Annotated in this window: 13 protein-coding genes; 10 read left to right on the top strand and 3 right to left on the bottom strand. The window is 72.0% G+C overall.

The genetic code is table 11. The features are described 5' to 3' along the window. Window positions 1–4: 4 nt before the first annotated feature. Window positions 5–2,329 carry a GH92 family glycosyl hydrolase gene (locus I3V78_RS22905; RefSeq protein WP_204490582.1) on the top strand — a complete coding sequence of 775 codons (2,325 nt, stop codon included), beginning with the start codon at window positions 5–7 and terminating at the stop codon, window positions 2,327–2,329. On the opposite strand, the gene I3V78_RS22900 is transcribed toward I3V78_RS22905, so the two are convergent. Continuing rightward, the gene (locus I3V78_RS22900) at window positions 2,317–4,218 is read right to left on the bottom strand and encodes a hypothetical protein (protein WP_204490581.1); all 1,902 of its coding nucleotides are present in this window, start codon (window positions 4,216–4,218) and stop codon (window positions 2,317–2,319) included. The two genes, I3V78_RS22905 and I3V78_RS22900, sit on opposite strands and share 13 nt — an antisense overlap. A 64-nt stretch (window positions 4,219–4,282) precedes the next feature. Further along, window positions 4,283–5,827, bottom strand: coding sequence for a carbohydrate-binding protein (locus I3V78_RS22895; RefSeq protein ID WP_204490580.1), 1,545 nt, complete (start codon window positions 5,825–5,827; stop codon window positions 4,283–4,285). Window positions 5,828–6,038: 211 nt separating this feature from the next. Between I3V78_RS22895 and I3V78_RS22890 the strand changes: the two genes are divergently transcribed. Both I3V78_RS22890 and I3V78_RS22885 read left to right on the top strand, forming a co-directional pair. Next, window positions 6,039–7,925: a hybrid sensor histidine kinase/response regulator gene (locus tag I3V78_RS22890; RefSeq protein WP_204490579.1), complete on the top strand. Its 1,887-nt coding sequence runs from the start codon at window positions 6,039–6,041 to the stop codon at window positions 7,923–7,925. A gap of 47 nt (window positions 7,926–7,972) precedes the next feature. Then, entirely contained in the window at window positions 7,973–8,557 is a 585-nt protein-coding gene (locus I3V78_RS22885; protein ID WP_204490578.1) for a chloramphenicol phosphotransferase CPT family protein, read from the top strand. A gap of 4 nt (window positions 8,558–8,561) precedes the next feature. Here I3V78_RS22885 and I3V78_RS22880 read toward each other — a convergent pair whose 3' ends face one another. Beyond that, on the bottom strand, window positions 8,562–8,996 hold the full coding sequence (locus I3V78_RS22880; protein ID WP_204490577.1) for a nuclear transport factor 2 family protein: 435 nt from the start codon (window positions 8,994–8,996) through the stop codon (window positions 8,562–8,564). A gap of 74 nt (window positions 8,997–9,070) precedes the next feature. Here I3V78_RS22880 and I3V78_RS22875 point away from each other — a divergent pair, with 74 nt between their 5' ends. The 7 genes from I3V78_RS22875 (at window position 9,071) to I3V78_RS22845 (ending at window position 15,256) form a co-directional block, all read left to right on the top strand. Beyond that, window positions 9,071–10,657 (top strand): HEAT repeat domain-containing protein, encoded by a 1,587-nt coding sequence (locus I3V78_RS22875; RefSeq protein ID WP_204490576.1) that lies wholly within the window; start codon window positions 9,071–9,073, stop codon window positions 10,655–10,657. Window positions 10,658–10,699: 42 nt separating this feature from the next. Beyond that, a complete protein-coding gene (locus I3V78_RS22870; protein ID WP_204490575.1) occupies window positions 10,700–11,197 on the top strand; it encodes an ABA4-like family protein in 498 nt (165 codons plus the stop codon). A 14-nt stretch (window positions 11,198–11,211) separates the two neighbouring features. Further along, window positions 11,212–12,201 (top strand): hypothetical protein, encoded by a 990-nt coding sequence (locus I3V78_RS22865; protein ID WP_204490574.1) that lies wholly within the window; start codon window positions 11,212–11,214, stop codon window positions 12,199–12,201. A gap of 383 nt (window positions 12,202–12,584) precedes the next feature. Continuing rightward, a complete protein-coding gene (locus tag I3V78_RS22860; protein WP_204490573.1) occupies window positions 12,585–13,145 on the top strand; it encodes a hypothetical protein in 561 nt (186 codons plus the stop codon). 60 nt (window positions 13,146–13,205) lie between these two features. Beyond that, entirely contained in the window at window positions 13,206–13,877 is a 672-nt protein-coding gene (locus I3V78_RS22855; RefSeq protein ID WP_204490572.1) for a hypothetical protein, read from the top strand. A gap of 8 nt (window positions 13,878–13,885) precedes the next feature. Further along, window positions 13,886–14,551, top strand: a complete 666-nt coding sequence (locus tag I3V78_RS22850; RefSeq protein ID WP_204490571.1) for a hypothetical protein — start codon at window positions 13,886–13,888, stop codon at window positions 14,549–14,551. 30 nt (window positions 14,552–14,581) lie between these two features. Next, window positions 14,582–15,256 carry a hypothetical protein gene (locus tag I3V78_RS22845; RefSeq protein ID WP_204490570.1) on the top strand — a complete coding sequence of 225 codons (675 nt, stop codon included), beginning with the start codon at window positions 14,582–14,584 and terminating at the stop codon, window positions 15,254–15,256. The last annotated feature ends 1 nt before the right edge of the window (window position 15,257 follow it).

The raw sequence follows: 15,257 nt of genomic DNA, 5'->3' as shown, positions 1-15,257 counted from the left end.
AGTGATGCGTGTGGCGATCGGAGTGTCCCTGGTGCTTTGTGTCGTCCTGCCGACGAGAGCGGTCCAGGCGGCGGAGGCGCCCTCGGCCTACGAGGCGGTGGATCCGTTCATCGGCACGGGCGGCGCGGGCCACACCTTCCCCGGCGCGGTGGCGCCCTTCGGCATGGTGCAGCTCAGCCCCGACACGGACATCCGGCCCTTCCGCAAGAGCTATGACTGGGCCGCCGGCTACCGCCATGGCGATCCGACGATCCTCGGCTTCTCGCACACCCATTTCTCCGGCGCGGGCCACTCGGACCTGGGAGACGTGCTGCTCACGCCGTTCTCCGGTGAGGTGAAGCTGGATGCGGGCGACGCGGGCACGCCGGGCTCGGGCTACCGCTCGCGCTACGGCGAGGAGACCGCCCGGCCGGGCTACTACGCCGTCACGCTGTCCGACAGCCAGGTGCGCGCCGAGCTCACCGCGGGCTTGCGCACCGGTCTGCACCGCTACACGTTCGCCCGGGGCGCGAAGGCGGGTGTACTCCTGGACCTGCGCACCTCCATCTACGACTACCCGGGCAAGGTGCTGTGGTCGCGCATCCGCGTGGCGCCGGATGGCACGGTGACGGGCTTCCGTCAGACGCGCGGGTGGGCGCTCGGACGCAAGGTGTTCTTCGCCCTGCGCTTCGACCGGGAGATGACCGCGCACGCGCTGCACAACCGCGAGGAGGACATCCCCTACAAGGGCTTCCGCCAGCCGGGGCGCACGCCCGCGGACAAGGCCCAACTGGAGGGCCGGGCGCTGGAGGCCGTCTTCGAGTTCGGCGCCGTGGACGGGCCGCTCGTGGCCAAGGTGGCCCTGTCGTCGGTCAGCGAGGACAACGCGCTGCTCAACCTCCAGAGCGACCAGAAGGACTTCGACTTCGACGCCCTGGCCTCACGGACCCGCCGGGACTGGGAGAAGGCCCTGTCGGCGGTGGAGCTCACCGCGCCCGCGCCCCTGCGCACGAGCGTCTACACCGCGCTCTACCATGCGCTGATCGCCCCGAGCATCTTCTCGGACGCCGATGGCCGCTACCGGGGCCCGGACGATCAGGTGCACACCGCCCAGGGCTTCACGTTCCACTCGACCTTCTCGCTGTGGGACACGTTCCGCGCCGAGCACCCGCTGCTCACGCTCGTGCAGCCGCCCCAGCGCACCACGGACATGGTGCGCTCGCTGCTCGCCTCGCGGCGGCACAGCCCGTATGGCCTGCTCCCGGTGTGGCAGTTCCACGGCCTGGAGACGTGGACGATGATCGGCTACCACGCCGTGCCCGTCATCGCGGACGCGTGGCTCAAGGGCATCCGGGGCTTCGATGGCAACGAGGCCCTGGACGCCATGGTCCAGAGCGCCACGTACGCGCCCTATGGGGGCCTGGGGGACTACCAGTCGCTGGGGTACGTGCCGATCGACCGGGAGCCGGAGGCGGCGTCCAAGACGGTGGAGTACGCCTATGACGACTGGACGATCGCGCGGATGGCGCGGGCGCTGGGCAAGCAGGACGTGGCGAAGACGTTCGAGGCGCGCGCCGGGAACTGGCGCCACACCTTCGACGCCGAGACGGGCTTCGTCCGGGCGCGCAAGAGCGACGGGGCCTTCCGGGTGCCGTTCGACGCGACGGCCATCAACTACGGCAGCGACTACACTGAGGGCAATGCCTGGCAGTACTCGTGGTTCGTGCCCCAGGACGTGGGCGGGCTCATCCAGGCCATGGGGGGGGACGCGGCGGTGGTGAAGAAGCTCGACGCGATGTTCGACTACGACAACTCGAAGCTGGACTACTCGCACGCCGAGGACATCGCCGGGCTCATCGGGCAGTACATCCACGGCAACGAGCCGAGCCACCACGTGGCCTACCTGTACGGCTACGCGGGCGCGCCGTGGCGCACCCAGGCGCGGCTCAAGCAGATCGTGGACAGCCAGTACCGGCCCACGCCCGATGGCCTGTCGGGCAACGACGACCTGGGTCAGATGTCGGCCTGGCTGGTGTTCACGGCGCTGGGCTTCTACCCGGTGACGCCGGGCTCGAACGAGTACGTGCTCGGGCGGCCCTTCGTGGAGCGGGCGGTGCTGAACCTGCCCAAGGGCAAGCGCTTCACGGTGAGCACGCGGGGGCTGTCGGACGCGCACCCGTACGTGGGCCAGGTGTGGCTCAACGGCAAGCCGCTCGCGCGGGGCTTCCTCCGCCACGAGGAGATTGTCGCCGGGGGCGAGCTGCGCTTCGAGATGCAGGCCGAGCCGAACACCACCTGGGCGGTGAAGCCCGCCGAGCGGCCGATGACGACCACGCCCTACGGCGGGTAGGGCGCGGCGTCGAGCGCGGCGCCCGTCACGAGCGCCGCGCCGTAGAAGTCGCAGGACTCCGATTCCACCCGCGTGCGCACGCGCAGCGTCACCTGCTCGATCGGCCGCGCGCCCTTCAGGTGCACGCGCCACACGCCCAGGTCCCCCTCCAGCCGGGCCTCGTCCGCGCCGGGCGCCTCGACCTCGATGCCTCCGGGCGACGCCCGCGAGGCCACGAGCAACAGGCCCCGCTCGACGGGCCGCTCGAAGTGCACGGTGACGGCGGCGCCGGCCTCGCACGGCTGGAAGCCCCGCTCGGGCGCGAGCCGCACGGGCACCGTGTTCCGCTTCTCGTTCACGTAGCGCGCCACGTGGAAGGGCGGCTCCACCACCGCGTCCGCCTCGGCGAGCCGCAGCGCCGTGCCGTACTGGAGCAGCCACGGCGGCGCGGTCGCGGTGCGCGCCGCTTCGCCCTCCCACCGGAAGACGACCCAGGCCCCCGCGCCCTCCCGCAGGTCGCGCCTCCAGAACGGGGTGCGCAGGTACTCGCCCTCGAACACCACCGTGGGCAGCCGCCGCTGGGGATCCAGCGCGCCCACGAGGTAGCTGTCCCAATAGCCCCCGAGCAGCACGTGGCCGGGCGCCCGCTCGGCCAGGGTGGTCGCGACGCCCTGGGCCCGCGCCATCAGGGGATCGTCCAGCAGGGGCTCCCGGGCGAACACATAGCCGCCCAGCAGCAACCCCGAGGCGAGCAGCGCGCCGAGTCCCGGGGCCCGCGTGCGCAGCGCGGGCACCCCCGTGAGCAGGAACAGCACGCCCACGGCCAGCGCCAGGCAACCGAACACGAAGGTGGGCACGAGGTAGCGGGCCTCGTAGCCGTTGAGCCGCACGTGCGTCACCAGCACCGTCAGCAGGGCGTTGGCCACGGACCCGGCGGTGAACGTCAGCGTGAGCGCCGCCAGGCGGGCCAGGTCGGAGCGGGGGTCCAGGGTGCGCCGGAGCGCCCGGGAGACGAGGAAGGCCAGGGCCCCGAGCCCCAGTCCCCAGCCGACCAGCACCCACGGGCCCGGGGCGTCCGTCTGGAGCCGCTCGAGGATGGCGCGGGTGTTCTCGCCCAGATGGCCCAGGTCCACCGTCATGTTCGTGCCGTAGCCGCTCCCGAAGCTCTTCTTGGCGAAGCGGTGGTAGCGCTGGCGCAGCAGCACCTCGGTGAGGATGCCGAGGCCCACCGGCAACACGCTCCACGCCAGCCGCCACCGGGCGCGTCCGGCGGGACCCTCCAGGGCCACGAACAGCCCCCAGACGCTCAGGAACGCGAGCAGCATCGGCCCCGAGGTGGGGGACGACCAGCAGGCGAGGGCGGCGAGGACGGCGGCCCCGGCGCCCCAGCGCGTCGCCCCGGCGGCGAGGGGCGCGGGCCCGGCGAGGGCCTCGAGCATGCGTGTCAGGGCCCACCAGGAGCCGAGCATCGCGGTGGTCTGCCACCCGAAGGCATGGCCGAGCGCGAACAGGTGCTCCACGCTCTGCCCGGGCAGCACCATCAGCAGCGCGGCGTAGGCGGCGGCGAGCACCGGGCCGCCCCCGCGGTGCAGCCGCACGAGCGCGAAGCCGCCCGCGCAGGTCCACAGGGTCTGCCAGAGGATCAGCGCGGGGACGGTCCAGCCCCCGCCGGACAACGGGCGCAGGGCCTGCATGAGCATCCACGGCCACGCGCCGAGCCGATCCTGGCCGTAGTAGTAGAACCGGAACGGGTCGAGGACGGGATCGTTGATCTGCAGCACCGGGATGGCCATGTCCGAGTTCCAGCCCACCCAGCAGGCCCCCGGCGGCAGCAGCGACAGCACCCGCGTCACGACGAGTACCCACAGGCCGACGAGGAGGCCCTGGCGCGGCAATTCACGGCGACTCATGGTGTGTGCGTCTTCACCATGAGCCGCCCGGGACTGTCACCCGTTTTCCACGGGCGGTGGGGCCTCAGATTTTCGTGATGCGCACCCAGTTGAGGTTCCAGCCTCCCGCCGTGGCGTAGATGCCCAGGTTGTAGGTGCCCGCCGTCACGGTGACGGTGTGCGAGACGGTGGTCCAGTTCTGCCAGCCGCCCGTGGAGGGCACGTCCAGCGTGCCGAGCACCGTGGCGCCCGCGTTGAGATCCAACGACAGCTTGCCGCCGCCGGACAGGCTCGCCACGCGGTACTCGATCTTGTAGGTGCCCGAGCTCGCGAACGCGATGCCGTTGTAGGCCAGCCAGTCCGCCGTATCGATGGAGCCCACGTTGAGGCCGCCGCCCGAGTCGCTGGTGCCCTCGGTCATCACGCCGTTCATGGCGCTGAAGTTCTCCGCCTCGATCGTGGTGGCGGGCGCGGAGGAGCCGTTCGTGGCCACCACGAGCGAGGTGGCGACGTCGTTGAAGGTGTCGTCCACGAGCGAGGCGTCATCCGCCGTCTTGGTGACGCTCGCGCCGGTGAAGTTGTCGTCGGCGTAGAAGGTGACCTTGTAGCCGCTGGCCACGCGCACCGAGGTGATGTCGTTGTCGCGCACGCCCCAGGCGCTCAGGGCGGCCAGGTTGTAGCGGCCCACCGGCAGCGCCGCGGCGTAGCCCCCGTGGTTCTGATCCTGGAACACGGTGACGGGCGCGGGCCCCGGGTTGGCGTAGGTGAAGGGGTAGGCCTTCTGGGCCTGGACGAACTGCGTCTCCCACTCCGTGGGCCAGCCGAACGCCGTCGTGGCCATGCCCTTGAGGTTCACGCCCGCCGCGCCGCTCCAGAAGTGGATGAACTCCCCCCAGTTGAGGCTCTTGCCGTAGTCCCGGCCGTTCTTGGGCAGGTACTGCGCGAGCAGCACGAAGTAGCGGTTGAGCACCTGGGCGCCGCCGTAATTCTTGTAGACGGGGTAGAACCAGTCGCGGAACCAGCGGGTGTTGGCCCGCGGGAAGCCGTCCGTGCCGTTGATCATCAGGTTGTACCAGCGGTTGGCGTCCGCGGTGCGGCCCAGCCCCAGGTAGGCGTCGTAGATGAAGATCTCCGCCCACTTGCTGTCGCCCCACAGGCCGAACGCGGGCGAGTTGTGCACGCCCTTGCTCGCGCCCTCCACGATGTGCGCCACCTCGTGGGTGGTGATGTCCAGATCGTTGCCCGCGCCGCTCGTCCACGCGTTGGGGTCGCTCGAGCCGATGTCGATGACGTTGCGCGAGTCGTGGCTCGTGTCGAAGTAGGTGGAGGGGTGGCCGCCGCTGTACTTGCCCGCGTGGAACAGCGCGTAGAGCTGCGCGTCCGTGCCGAAGTGCCCGTAGGTGCGCCGGGTGTACTTCCACAGGTCCGCCACGAACTTGTTGGGCCAGGTGATGGAGCGGTTCACCGCCGCGTCGAAGTAGATGGCCACGTCCGCGTCCTGGTAGACGCGGGTCATGGTCTGGTTATGTTCGAACCAGTGCTCCGTCCAGGTGGCGGGCGCGTTCTGCGCCCAGACCGGGGTGGACAAGAGGGACAGCGCGAGGGTCAACGACGCGGGGCGGAGTTTCATGGCGGGGGAGGCTCCTGTCTGTGAAAGCCTGAATTCCGCGATAGGCCCATCTTCACGGCATGTCAACGAAGACGCGTCTCCGGGTGGACACGGGAAGTGTTGCCTGATCCGCCCTCCCGGTATTTTTTCAACCTATTCGGTCTTAAAACACGTATAAGCAGCAAGCTCTCCAAGCCTTTGGAGTCCCCGAATCCTCCTTTTCGGAGTGTGAATGCAGCCGCAGTGGGCGCAGCGGTTCTTCGAGCTGTCGACGGACATGTTCGCCGTGATGGACCGCGAGGGCCGTCTGTTGCAGGTGAACGCCGCGTGGACCCGGGAGCTCGGGTGGAGGTCGGAGACCTTGCTGGCCGGAGGCGCGGTGCGCTTCGTCCACCCGGAGGATCTCGGCTACGTGAGGGACTGGCTGCGCGCGGCGCGCCCGAACGAGGCGCCCGTGCGCTTCTCCAGCCGGTGGCGGTGCGGGGATGGGACGTGGAAGCGGCTGATGTGGTCCGGGGTCGCCGCCGAGGACGGGCTCGTCTACGGCACGGCGCACCCCGAGCCCGGCGTGGAGGACGAGTCGCGCCGCGTGGAGGAGGAGCTGCGGCGCGCCGCGCTCGGCTTCCACAAGCTCATCGAGAGCCTGCCCGACGGCCTCTTCGTCCACCACGCGCTGCGCTTCGTCTACGTCAACCCCACGATGTGCGCCATGCTCGGCTACGAGCGGATGGAGCAGCTGGTGGGCCAGCCCGTCTGGAGCATGGTGCACCCGGACGATCATCCGCTGGTGCGCCGGCGCATGGTGACGGTGAACACCGGGTCGACCGCGCCCATCGAGGAGCTGCGCTACCTGCGGCGCGACGGCACGCTCGTGCACGTGGAGAGCACCGCCCTGGGGCTGGAGTTCGACGGCCAGCCGTGCGTGGTGGTGATGGCGCGCGACATCACCGAGCGCAAGCGCCTGCAGACGCACCTGCAGCGCATGGATCGCATGGCGCTCGTGGGCACGCTCGCCGCGGGGGTGGGGCACGAGATCAACAACCCCCTGTCCTACGTGCTCACCAACCTGCGCCTCGCGCTGGAGAACACCCGGCGGCTCCAGGAGCCCGTGGGCGAGCAGGAGCGCGTGGACAACCTCCAGGAGACGGTGGAGATGCTCCAGGAGGCGCACGAGGGGGGCCTGCGGGTGCGCGACATCGTGCGCGATCTCAAGCTCTTCTCGCGCCAGCCGGAGGAGGAGCGCCGCGTCGAGGTGGACGTGCTCAAGCCGCTGGAGTTCTCGCTCAAGATGGCCCAGGGCGAGCTGCGCTCGCGCGCCCAGCTCACCCGGCGCTACGAGCCCGTGCCCCTCGTGCACGCGGACGAGTCGCGGCTCGGGCAGGTGTTCCTCAACCTGCTGATGAACGCGGTGCAATCCATTCCCGAGGGGGATGCCACCCACCACGAGATCGCCCTGTGGGTGCGGCCCGGGCCCTCGGGCGGCGTGGCCATCGACGTGCGCGACACGGGCTCGGGCATCCCCCCGGAGATGCTCGAGCGCATCTTCGATCCCTTCTTCACCACCAAGCCGGTGGGCATGGGCACGGGGCTGGGGCTGGCCATCTGTCAGGGCATCCTGAGCGAGCTGGGCGGCGGGCTGAGCGTGCGCAGCGAGCCGGGGCAGGGCAGCACCTTCACCGTGCAGCTGCCTGCGGCCCTGCCCGCGTCCGTGAGCCGACCGCCCTCGCGCCAGCTGCCCGCGCTGCGCCCCAGCCGCATGCTCGTCATCGACGACGAGCCGGCCGTGGCGCGCGCGCTCGTGCGGCTCATCGGCCCGCACCACCAGGTGGCGCTCGCGGGGGGCGGGCTCGACGGCATGGCGCGGCTCGCGGATCCGGCCGAGTCCTTCGACGTCATCTTCTGCGACCTGATGATGCCGGACGCCGCGGGCATGGACGTCTACGAGCAGGTGCGCCAGGCGCGGCCCGAGCTCGCCCGGCGCTTCATCTTCATCACCGGGGGCTCGTTCACCCCCCGCGCGCGGCGCTTCCTGGAGACGGTGCCGGACCGGTGGCTGGAGAAGCCCTTCGACGAGCAGCGGCTGCGGCGGCTCATCGGCGAGGTGCTGGGCGACGCGTGAGCCGCGGTTTGCGGCGCGCCCGGCGAGTCGGCAGAGTGGGGCGCGCCATGAGCACTTCCCACGCGCGGATCATCTACCTGAATGGCCCCTCGAGCGCGGGCAAGAGCAGCATCGCCCGCGTGCTCCAGGCCCGGCTGCCGGAGCCCTACCTCCACATCGGGATCGATCACCTCATCGCGCTCATGCCCGCGCACCTGAACGACTGGGAGACCGGGCGCGGCATGCCGGGCTTCGGCTTTCGCGCGGAGCGGGACGCGGGTGGGGTGCTCCGCCGCGAGCTCCAGATCGGCCCCTACGGGCGGAAGATGGTGGAGGCGTACGTGGCGGTCGTGGCGGAACTCGCGCGCCTGGGCCATGGCCTGATCGTCGACGACGTGGCGATCCGGCCCGGTGACACGGAGGATGAATGGGCGCCCGCCTTCGCCGGCCGACGTGTGCTCCGGGTGGGCGTGACCGCGAGCCTCGAGGTCCTCGAACGCCGGGAGGCGGCCCGGGGGGACCGGCCCCCGGGCTCGGCGCGCGCGCAGAAGGAGCGGATCCACTACGACGCGCGCTACGACCTGGTCGTCGACACGGCCGAGCGCGACGTGGAGGCGTGCGCGGCGGAGATCCTCGCCGCGGCCCTGCGCTGAGCGCTCACGGGGCGGGGAAGGAGGAGCCCAGCGCCTCGACCACGGCGTAGGAGTCGCCGAACAGGCGCATGGTGTCGATCTTCCCCTCGCTCAGCGTGGCCACGAAGGTGAGCGGGTTGGCGAACGTCTTGCCCGTGGTGCGCACGCGCAGCTGCTCCACGCCGATGACGATGACGGTGTCCTCCTGCTCCACCACCTTGTGCACCTCCATGCTCAGCGCCTCGGCGGACGCGAACATGCGCTCGAGCATCCGGCACACGGCGTCCGGGCCCTTCACCTCGCCCCCGAAGGGCAGCCGGTGGGCGGGGTAGTTGGAGGTCCAGATGATGTTCGGGGACATGCCCGCGCTGGCCGTGGGGAAGTCGCCCAGCTTGGCGGCGTGGACGATGCTCTGCACGAAGGCGAGGGGCGCGAGGGACAGGGAGGGCGCGAGGGACATGGGCCGAGGGTCTCCGGTGGGGTAAGGGGCTCGAGCGCGTGCGGCTACTATACGGGCCGCGCCCCCCATCGCCCATGCTCACGCTCGTCTGGTCTTCCCGCGCCCCCCTGTGCGCGCAGCTCCTGTCCTTCCTCGACACCTTGCCCGTGGGGGCCTTCGACACGCGGATGCGTGCCTTGCGGCTCTTGCGGCTCTTCGGGGGCGCCGAGCAGCTGCCCCTCGTGCGCCGGCTGCTGCTCGACGCCGGCGAGCCCCTGCCGGTGCGGGCCTGGGCGCTGGAGGTGGGGGTGTCCCTGGGGCTGCGGCTCGAGGGCGCCGAGCTGCGGGGGCTGCTCGAGGAGGGCGTGTTGGAGCCGTACCCGTGCCTGCACCTGGCGCGGAGCGAGGCGGACGTGGCCGCGCTCGTGCCCTGGCTCGGCGCGGTGTCCGCCTGGGTGCGCACGGACTGGGTGCTCGCGTCCCGCCGTCAGGCCACGCCCCTGCCGGGCGCGGTGCTGGGGTGGTTGTACGGCCAGTGGTGCCGTGAGGATCGGCCCGCCCTCGAGGCCGAGCCCGGCGGCCCGGAGCGCAACCTCCAGGTGGCCGCCGCCACGTGGACGCGGCCCGAGTCCTGGGCGCTCCTGTCCACCGAGGCCCGCCGGCTGCCCGCGGACGCGCTCCCCCAAGAAGCCCTGCACCAGCTGCTGCGGGAGGACCCGGAGGCCCTGCGCGAGGCGGCCGAGGCGCTGCGGCTGCCCGTGCCCTCGCTCCTGCTGGCGTTGGGGACGGAGGGGCTCGTGCGCCGGCTGGAGCAGGTGGTGCGGGCCCAGGGGGTGGCGCTGAACGTGCCCTATGGGCTCGTCCCGCCGCCGGAGGGGTACGAGCGGGCCCTGGCGCTGCTCGGGGAGTGGCCCGAGGCCCGGGCGTTGCGCCTGCGCCTGTTGTGCGACTTCGCCGTGGCGCTGGAGATCCGCGACGCGCTGGCGCGGCAGCTCCTGCGCCACGAGCGGCCCACGGCGCTGCGCTGGGCCCGGGCGGCGCTCGCGTGGCCCGCCAACGCGTCGCTCGTGCACACCGTGCTCCGGGAGGCCGCGGCCTCGCCCCAGCCGGAGGACCGGCCGCTCTTCCTCGCCGCGCTGGAGGGCCCGGACGCGGTCGCGGGCTGCTTCGCGCTCGAGGGGCTGCTGCTCCTGGAGGGAGACCCCGGCGCGGCCTGGACGGCGCGGCTGGAGGCCCTGGGCTACGCGGCGCACCCCCTGCTGCGGGTGCGCGCGGCGGCGGGGCTCGCGCGGCGCGGGGAGGCGGCGGGGTGGGAGGCGCTGCGGCACACGGCGCACACGTCCGACGAGCCCTGGCTGCGCGCCGAGGCCCTGCGCTGGCTCGGACACTGGAACGCGCCCGGGCACGTGGAGCTCCTCACCCGGGGCCTGCGCGACGACAGCTGGGAGAAGCGGCGCTGGCCGGAGGCGGACGAGGCCGCCTGGGCCCTGTTCCGCTGGGGCTCGCCCGAGGCCCTGGGCGCCTTGCTCACCGCGCACCTGCACGGCGGCACCGCCGACATCGAGGGCTACCTGGAGGCGCACCTCTCCCGCCAGGAGGGCCGCCCCGAGCCCCCGCTCGCGCCGCCCCGCACGCGCGCGCTCGTGGCCCGCTTCATCGAGCGGCCCGACTCGGGCGGGTAGGGGGCCCTCCCGCGCGGCGCCATTCATGTTGACACGAGAAACATGCGTGTTTACGCTGTCTACATGACGGACGAACTCCTGTTGCGACTTCTCAACCCCCTGGTGCTGTTCGGCTGGGGGGCCCTGCTGCTGGCGCCCCGGGCCCGCGTGACGCGCTGGTGGCTGGAGAGCGACGTGCTGCCGCTGGTGATTGGCGTGCTCTACCTGGTGAAGGTGGGGCCGCACCTGCCGGGCCTGCTCGGCCAGTACGACACGCTGGCCCACATCACCGAGGCGCTGAGCCTGCCGGGCATGATGCTGGCGGGGTGGATGCACTACCTCGCGTTCGACTTCCTGGTGGGCCGGGTCATCCTCGCGGATTCCCAGCGCCGGGGCCTGCCGCACCTGCTCGTCGTGCCGTGCCTGGTGCTGACCTTCATGCTCGGGCCCTCGGGCTACCTCGCCTACGCCCTGGTGCGCCTGGTGTCCCGTCGCTTCCTGCCCCCCGTGGCGCCGCTGCCTCCCGTGGCCGCCGCCGCCGCGCTTTCCCCCTCGCCCTAGTCGTGGAGCCCCCCATGCCTGCCCCCCTGACGATGTCATCCCCGCGTGGCCTGGTGTCCCGGGCCTGGTCCCTGTCTCCCGCGCTCACCCTGGGCACGGGGGCGATGCTGCTCGGGCTCGTGGCCTCCGCCATCGGCCTCGCGGTGGATCCGCGCCAGCTCGTCGGCGAGCCCGTGTGGCTCAAGCCCACCAAGTTCTACGCGTCGCTGGCCATCTACGACGTCACGCTGCTCTACCTGTTCCATGTCCTGGAGTCCCCCGAGCGGCGCCTGCGCCCCATCGGCCTCATCCTCTCCCTGTGTGGCCTGCAGGAGCTGGCCGTCATCACGATCCAGGCGGCGCGGGGGATGCGCAGCCACTTCAGTGTCGGCACGACCCTGGACAGGCTGCTGTCCGCCAGCATGGGCGTCACCGTCGTCGTGCTGTGGGTGACGATGATGGTGCTCGCGGGCGTGTTGATGCGCGCCAGGCTGCGCGATGGCGTCCTGGCCTCGGCGCTGCGGCTGGGCGTCATGGTGTCGGTGGTGGGCATGGGCCTGGCCTTCTTCATGAGCGTGCCCCATGGCGCGCAGCGCACGGAGCTGGCGGCCGGTCGCGCGTTGAGCGAGCAGGGCGGACACTCCTTCGGGGGCGAGGACGGGGGCCCGGGCCTGCCGGGGGTGGGGTGGAGCACCACGGTGGGGGACATGCGGCCCGCGCACTTCTTCGGCATCCACGCGCTGCAGGGACTGCCGCTGCTCTCCGCGCTGCTCGGGCGCACGCGGCGCTCGGAGTGGGCGAACCGGGCCATCGTGCGCGCCGCGGGCGTGGCGTGGCTGGGCCTCACCCTGGTGCTGGGGATGCAGGCCTTGCGCGGCCAGCCCGTCATCCACTGGGACGCGGTGGGGCTCATGGGGCTGGGCACCGTGCTCCTCATGAGCCTGGCCACGCTCGCCGCCCACCGCGCGCCCCGGGCCCAGCTCGTCGGCGCGGAGGGGTTGGGGGGCGCGCCGCGCCTGGAGTAGGGTGGTGCCGGGGGGGATTCCCTTTCAGCGCACCACACCGCGTCCGGACGCCGTCCGGAGTTCACGGCCCTGTTCCAGGAAACAGGGACACCAGACCCATGCGTTCTCTTCTGTTCTCGCGTCGGAGCTGGGCTTGTCGGACGAGCGGCCCTCCCCGCCGCCCCCGCGCTCCGTGGGCCTCCAGGCCCGGCTGTCCGCCCAGCTCGGCGCGGGCGGCGGGCGGCTGCTGCTCAGCGGCTCCTTCTGAGGCGCGCCTCGGGAGCTTCCAACAGTCCCAAGGCCTTTTCGTTGAGCAAACCACTTTTCATGGAATCCTGGACTTGAAGCATTTCCGGGGATGGCCATAAAGGGTTGCGACGTTCGTCTCCACGCCAGGAGCCCTCATGAATCGCTCGCATTCGTCGCGCTCGAAGCCGTGCTGGAAGAAGGCCCTCTCCGTTCTCGCCGCCCTGGGCCTCGGGGGCCTGGGGTTGCACGCGCCGGCGGCGCACGCGGGCCTGACCCTGCTGACCTGCCTGGGGGCCGAGCACGCCACGTTCTCGCCCGGGCTCACCTTCACGCCCCAGGAGGTCTCCACGCGCATCGAGCAGCAGATGGGCCCGTGCGTGGGCTTGGGGGCACCCGCCAATTTCTCTGGCACGGCCGTGCTGGCGTTCACGGCGGAGCAGAGCTGCCTGAGCACGGCGCCGCTGGAGGCGGTTCCCGGCTCCCAGCTCATCCGCTGGAGCACGGGCGAGACGAGCACGTTCACCTACGTGAAGACCTACGTCCAGAACGCCGGGCAGGTGGTGGCCGTCAAGGCCGGGACGATCACGGCGGGACGGTTCGCCGGGAACAAGGCGGTGATGACGATCCCCGCCACCGGCGACCTGGTGGCCTGCGCCACCCCGGACGGCAGCACCGAGAACTCCGCCCTCATCCAGTTCGTGATCTCCCCGCTCTGAGCACGGCCTGACGCCGCCCCGGAGCGGCGTGCGCCGTGGGTCGGCTAGGATGGGCCGGGCATGGACACCTTCCCCGGACTTCCGCTCGACCTGCCCACCGCCCTCTCGACGCTGCTCTTCGGCGCCCTGATGGTGGGGACCTTCGCCTGGCAGCGCTTCAAGGCGCGGCATCAGCAGTCCTGGCGCTCGGCCCTGGAGCTGCTCTCCTTGCGCCTGGAGCTGGACGCCGTTCCCGGCGAACGCGACGCCTTCGAGGGCGAGTACCGGGACACGCGGCTGTGGATGGGGTTGCAGCCGCGGCCCGTGGGCTCCGAGGACGAGCAGACCCTGCCCACGCTGCGCCTGGACGTGGGCGTGGCGCTGCCCCGGGACTTCGTGGCCGTGCCCCGCGCCTGGACCCGGGTGCTGGATCGCGTGGGACTGCCGGGGCTCTTCTCCGCGGAGGATCCGGTGCTCGACAAGCGCTTCGTCTTCCAATGCGACTTCGTCACGCCGGCCCAGGCGCTCGTGCGCGACGCGGGGGTGCGGGAGGCCCTGTCCCGGCTCGGGAGCGACGACGCCGTGGCCTTCATCGAGAAGAACCAGGTGGGCCTGAGCTTCACGCGGGCGGTGCACGACGAGGCCTCCCTGCGCGCGCACCTCGAGGCGATGCGCGCCGTGGCGTCCGCCCTGCGCGCGGCCCTGGAGGCCACCGGCGGGGTGGCCGAGCCCCCCCGGCAGCGGGTCGGTTAGGAGGGCGCATGGAGACCGTTCTCGGAGTTCCGTTCAACCCGCTCGCCGTGGCGATGGTGGGGCTCATGGCCCTGATGTTGGGGGCCCTCATCGCCTTCAGCCTGCGCGAGCGGCTGCGCGAGGAGGACTGGCGCTCGGCCCTGGAAGTGCTCGCCACCGAGCTGAACCTCCACACGGCGCCCGGCACCCGCGACGCCTTCGTGGGCGAGGTCCGGGGGGAGTGGCTGTGGGTGGGCTTCAAGATCGAGCGCAAGGGCTCGCGCCACCAGAAGTCCGTGCCGACGCTGCGCCTGGACGTGGGCGCCGAGCTGCCCCGGGGCTTCGTGATCGCGCCCCGCTCGTGGAACGACGCGCTCGTGTCCGGCCTGCTGGAGGGCATCTTCACCGCGGAGGACCCGGTGCTCGACAAGCGCTTCGTCTTCCAGTGCGCCGACGTCCCGCGCGCCCAGGCCCTGGTGCTCCATCCGGCGGTCCGCGAGCCCCTGTCCCGCCTGGGCGGCGGGGCGGCCATGGCCTGCGTCGAGAAGAACCAGGTGTGCCTGAGCTTCACTCGGGACGTGCTGCCCTCGGACGTCCTGCACGCGCACCTGGAGTCCCTGCGCGCCGTGGCGTCCGCCCTGCGCGTGGCCCTGGCGGAGGCCCCTCCCGAGAAGAGCGCCCGCGCGGGCGGCTGACGGGGACAGGTCGCGCTATGCTCCGGGCCCATGGCGCGAGAAACGAAGCTGCCCACGACCCTGGAGGAATTCGTCGTGGCGCTGGCCGTCGCCGCGGCGGTCATCGCGGTGGCGGGTGTGCTGTACTGGCTGCAGACGCTGGGGCAGGCGAAGCAGCGGGCCGCCCTGAAGGCGCTCGCCGAGCGGCTGCACTGGCATCCCGAACCCGAGGACACGGCGGAGGACGCCTTCGTGCACCTGCACCAGGGCTGGCTGGTGTGGCTGGGCATGCGATCGAACGCCATGCGCGGGCGGATGGTGTGCCTGCGGCCCACCCTGCACCTCGACCTGGGCCTGGAGCTGCCCCGACACTTCGAGCTCATTCCGAGGATCTGGGACTGGACCCGGACCCAGGCCGAGCAACACCGGTACTTCAAGTCGGGACGCGCGGAACTGGACGTGCACTTCGTGTTCTTGTGCGACCGCGCGGAGCAGCCCCGGGCCCAGGAACTGCTGTGCGAGCCCGACGTCCGGCGGGCGCTGCTGGCGCTGAGCGTGAGCGCGCATGAGTTCGTGCGCATCGAGAAGGGTCGGGTGAATTTGATTTTCGAGACCCTGCCCGATGATGCCGCCCTGGGCACGCGTCTGGAGGAACTGGCCGCCGTGGCGACGGCCCTGCGTCAGGCCCTGGGCCCCGCGCGGGACGAGGTCCGGCGGGGCGCCTGAG

The sequence above is a fragment of the Archangium primigenium genome (genome assembly GCF_016904885.1).
GTDB classification, from domain to species: Bacteria; Myxococcota; Myxococcia; order Myxococcales; family Myxococcaceae; genus Cystobacter; species Cystobacter primigenius.
This window is presented reverse-complemented; position numbering and strand designations above follow the sequence as displayed.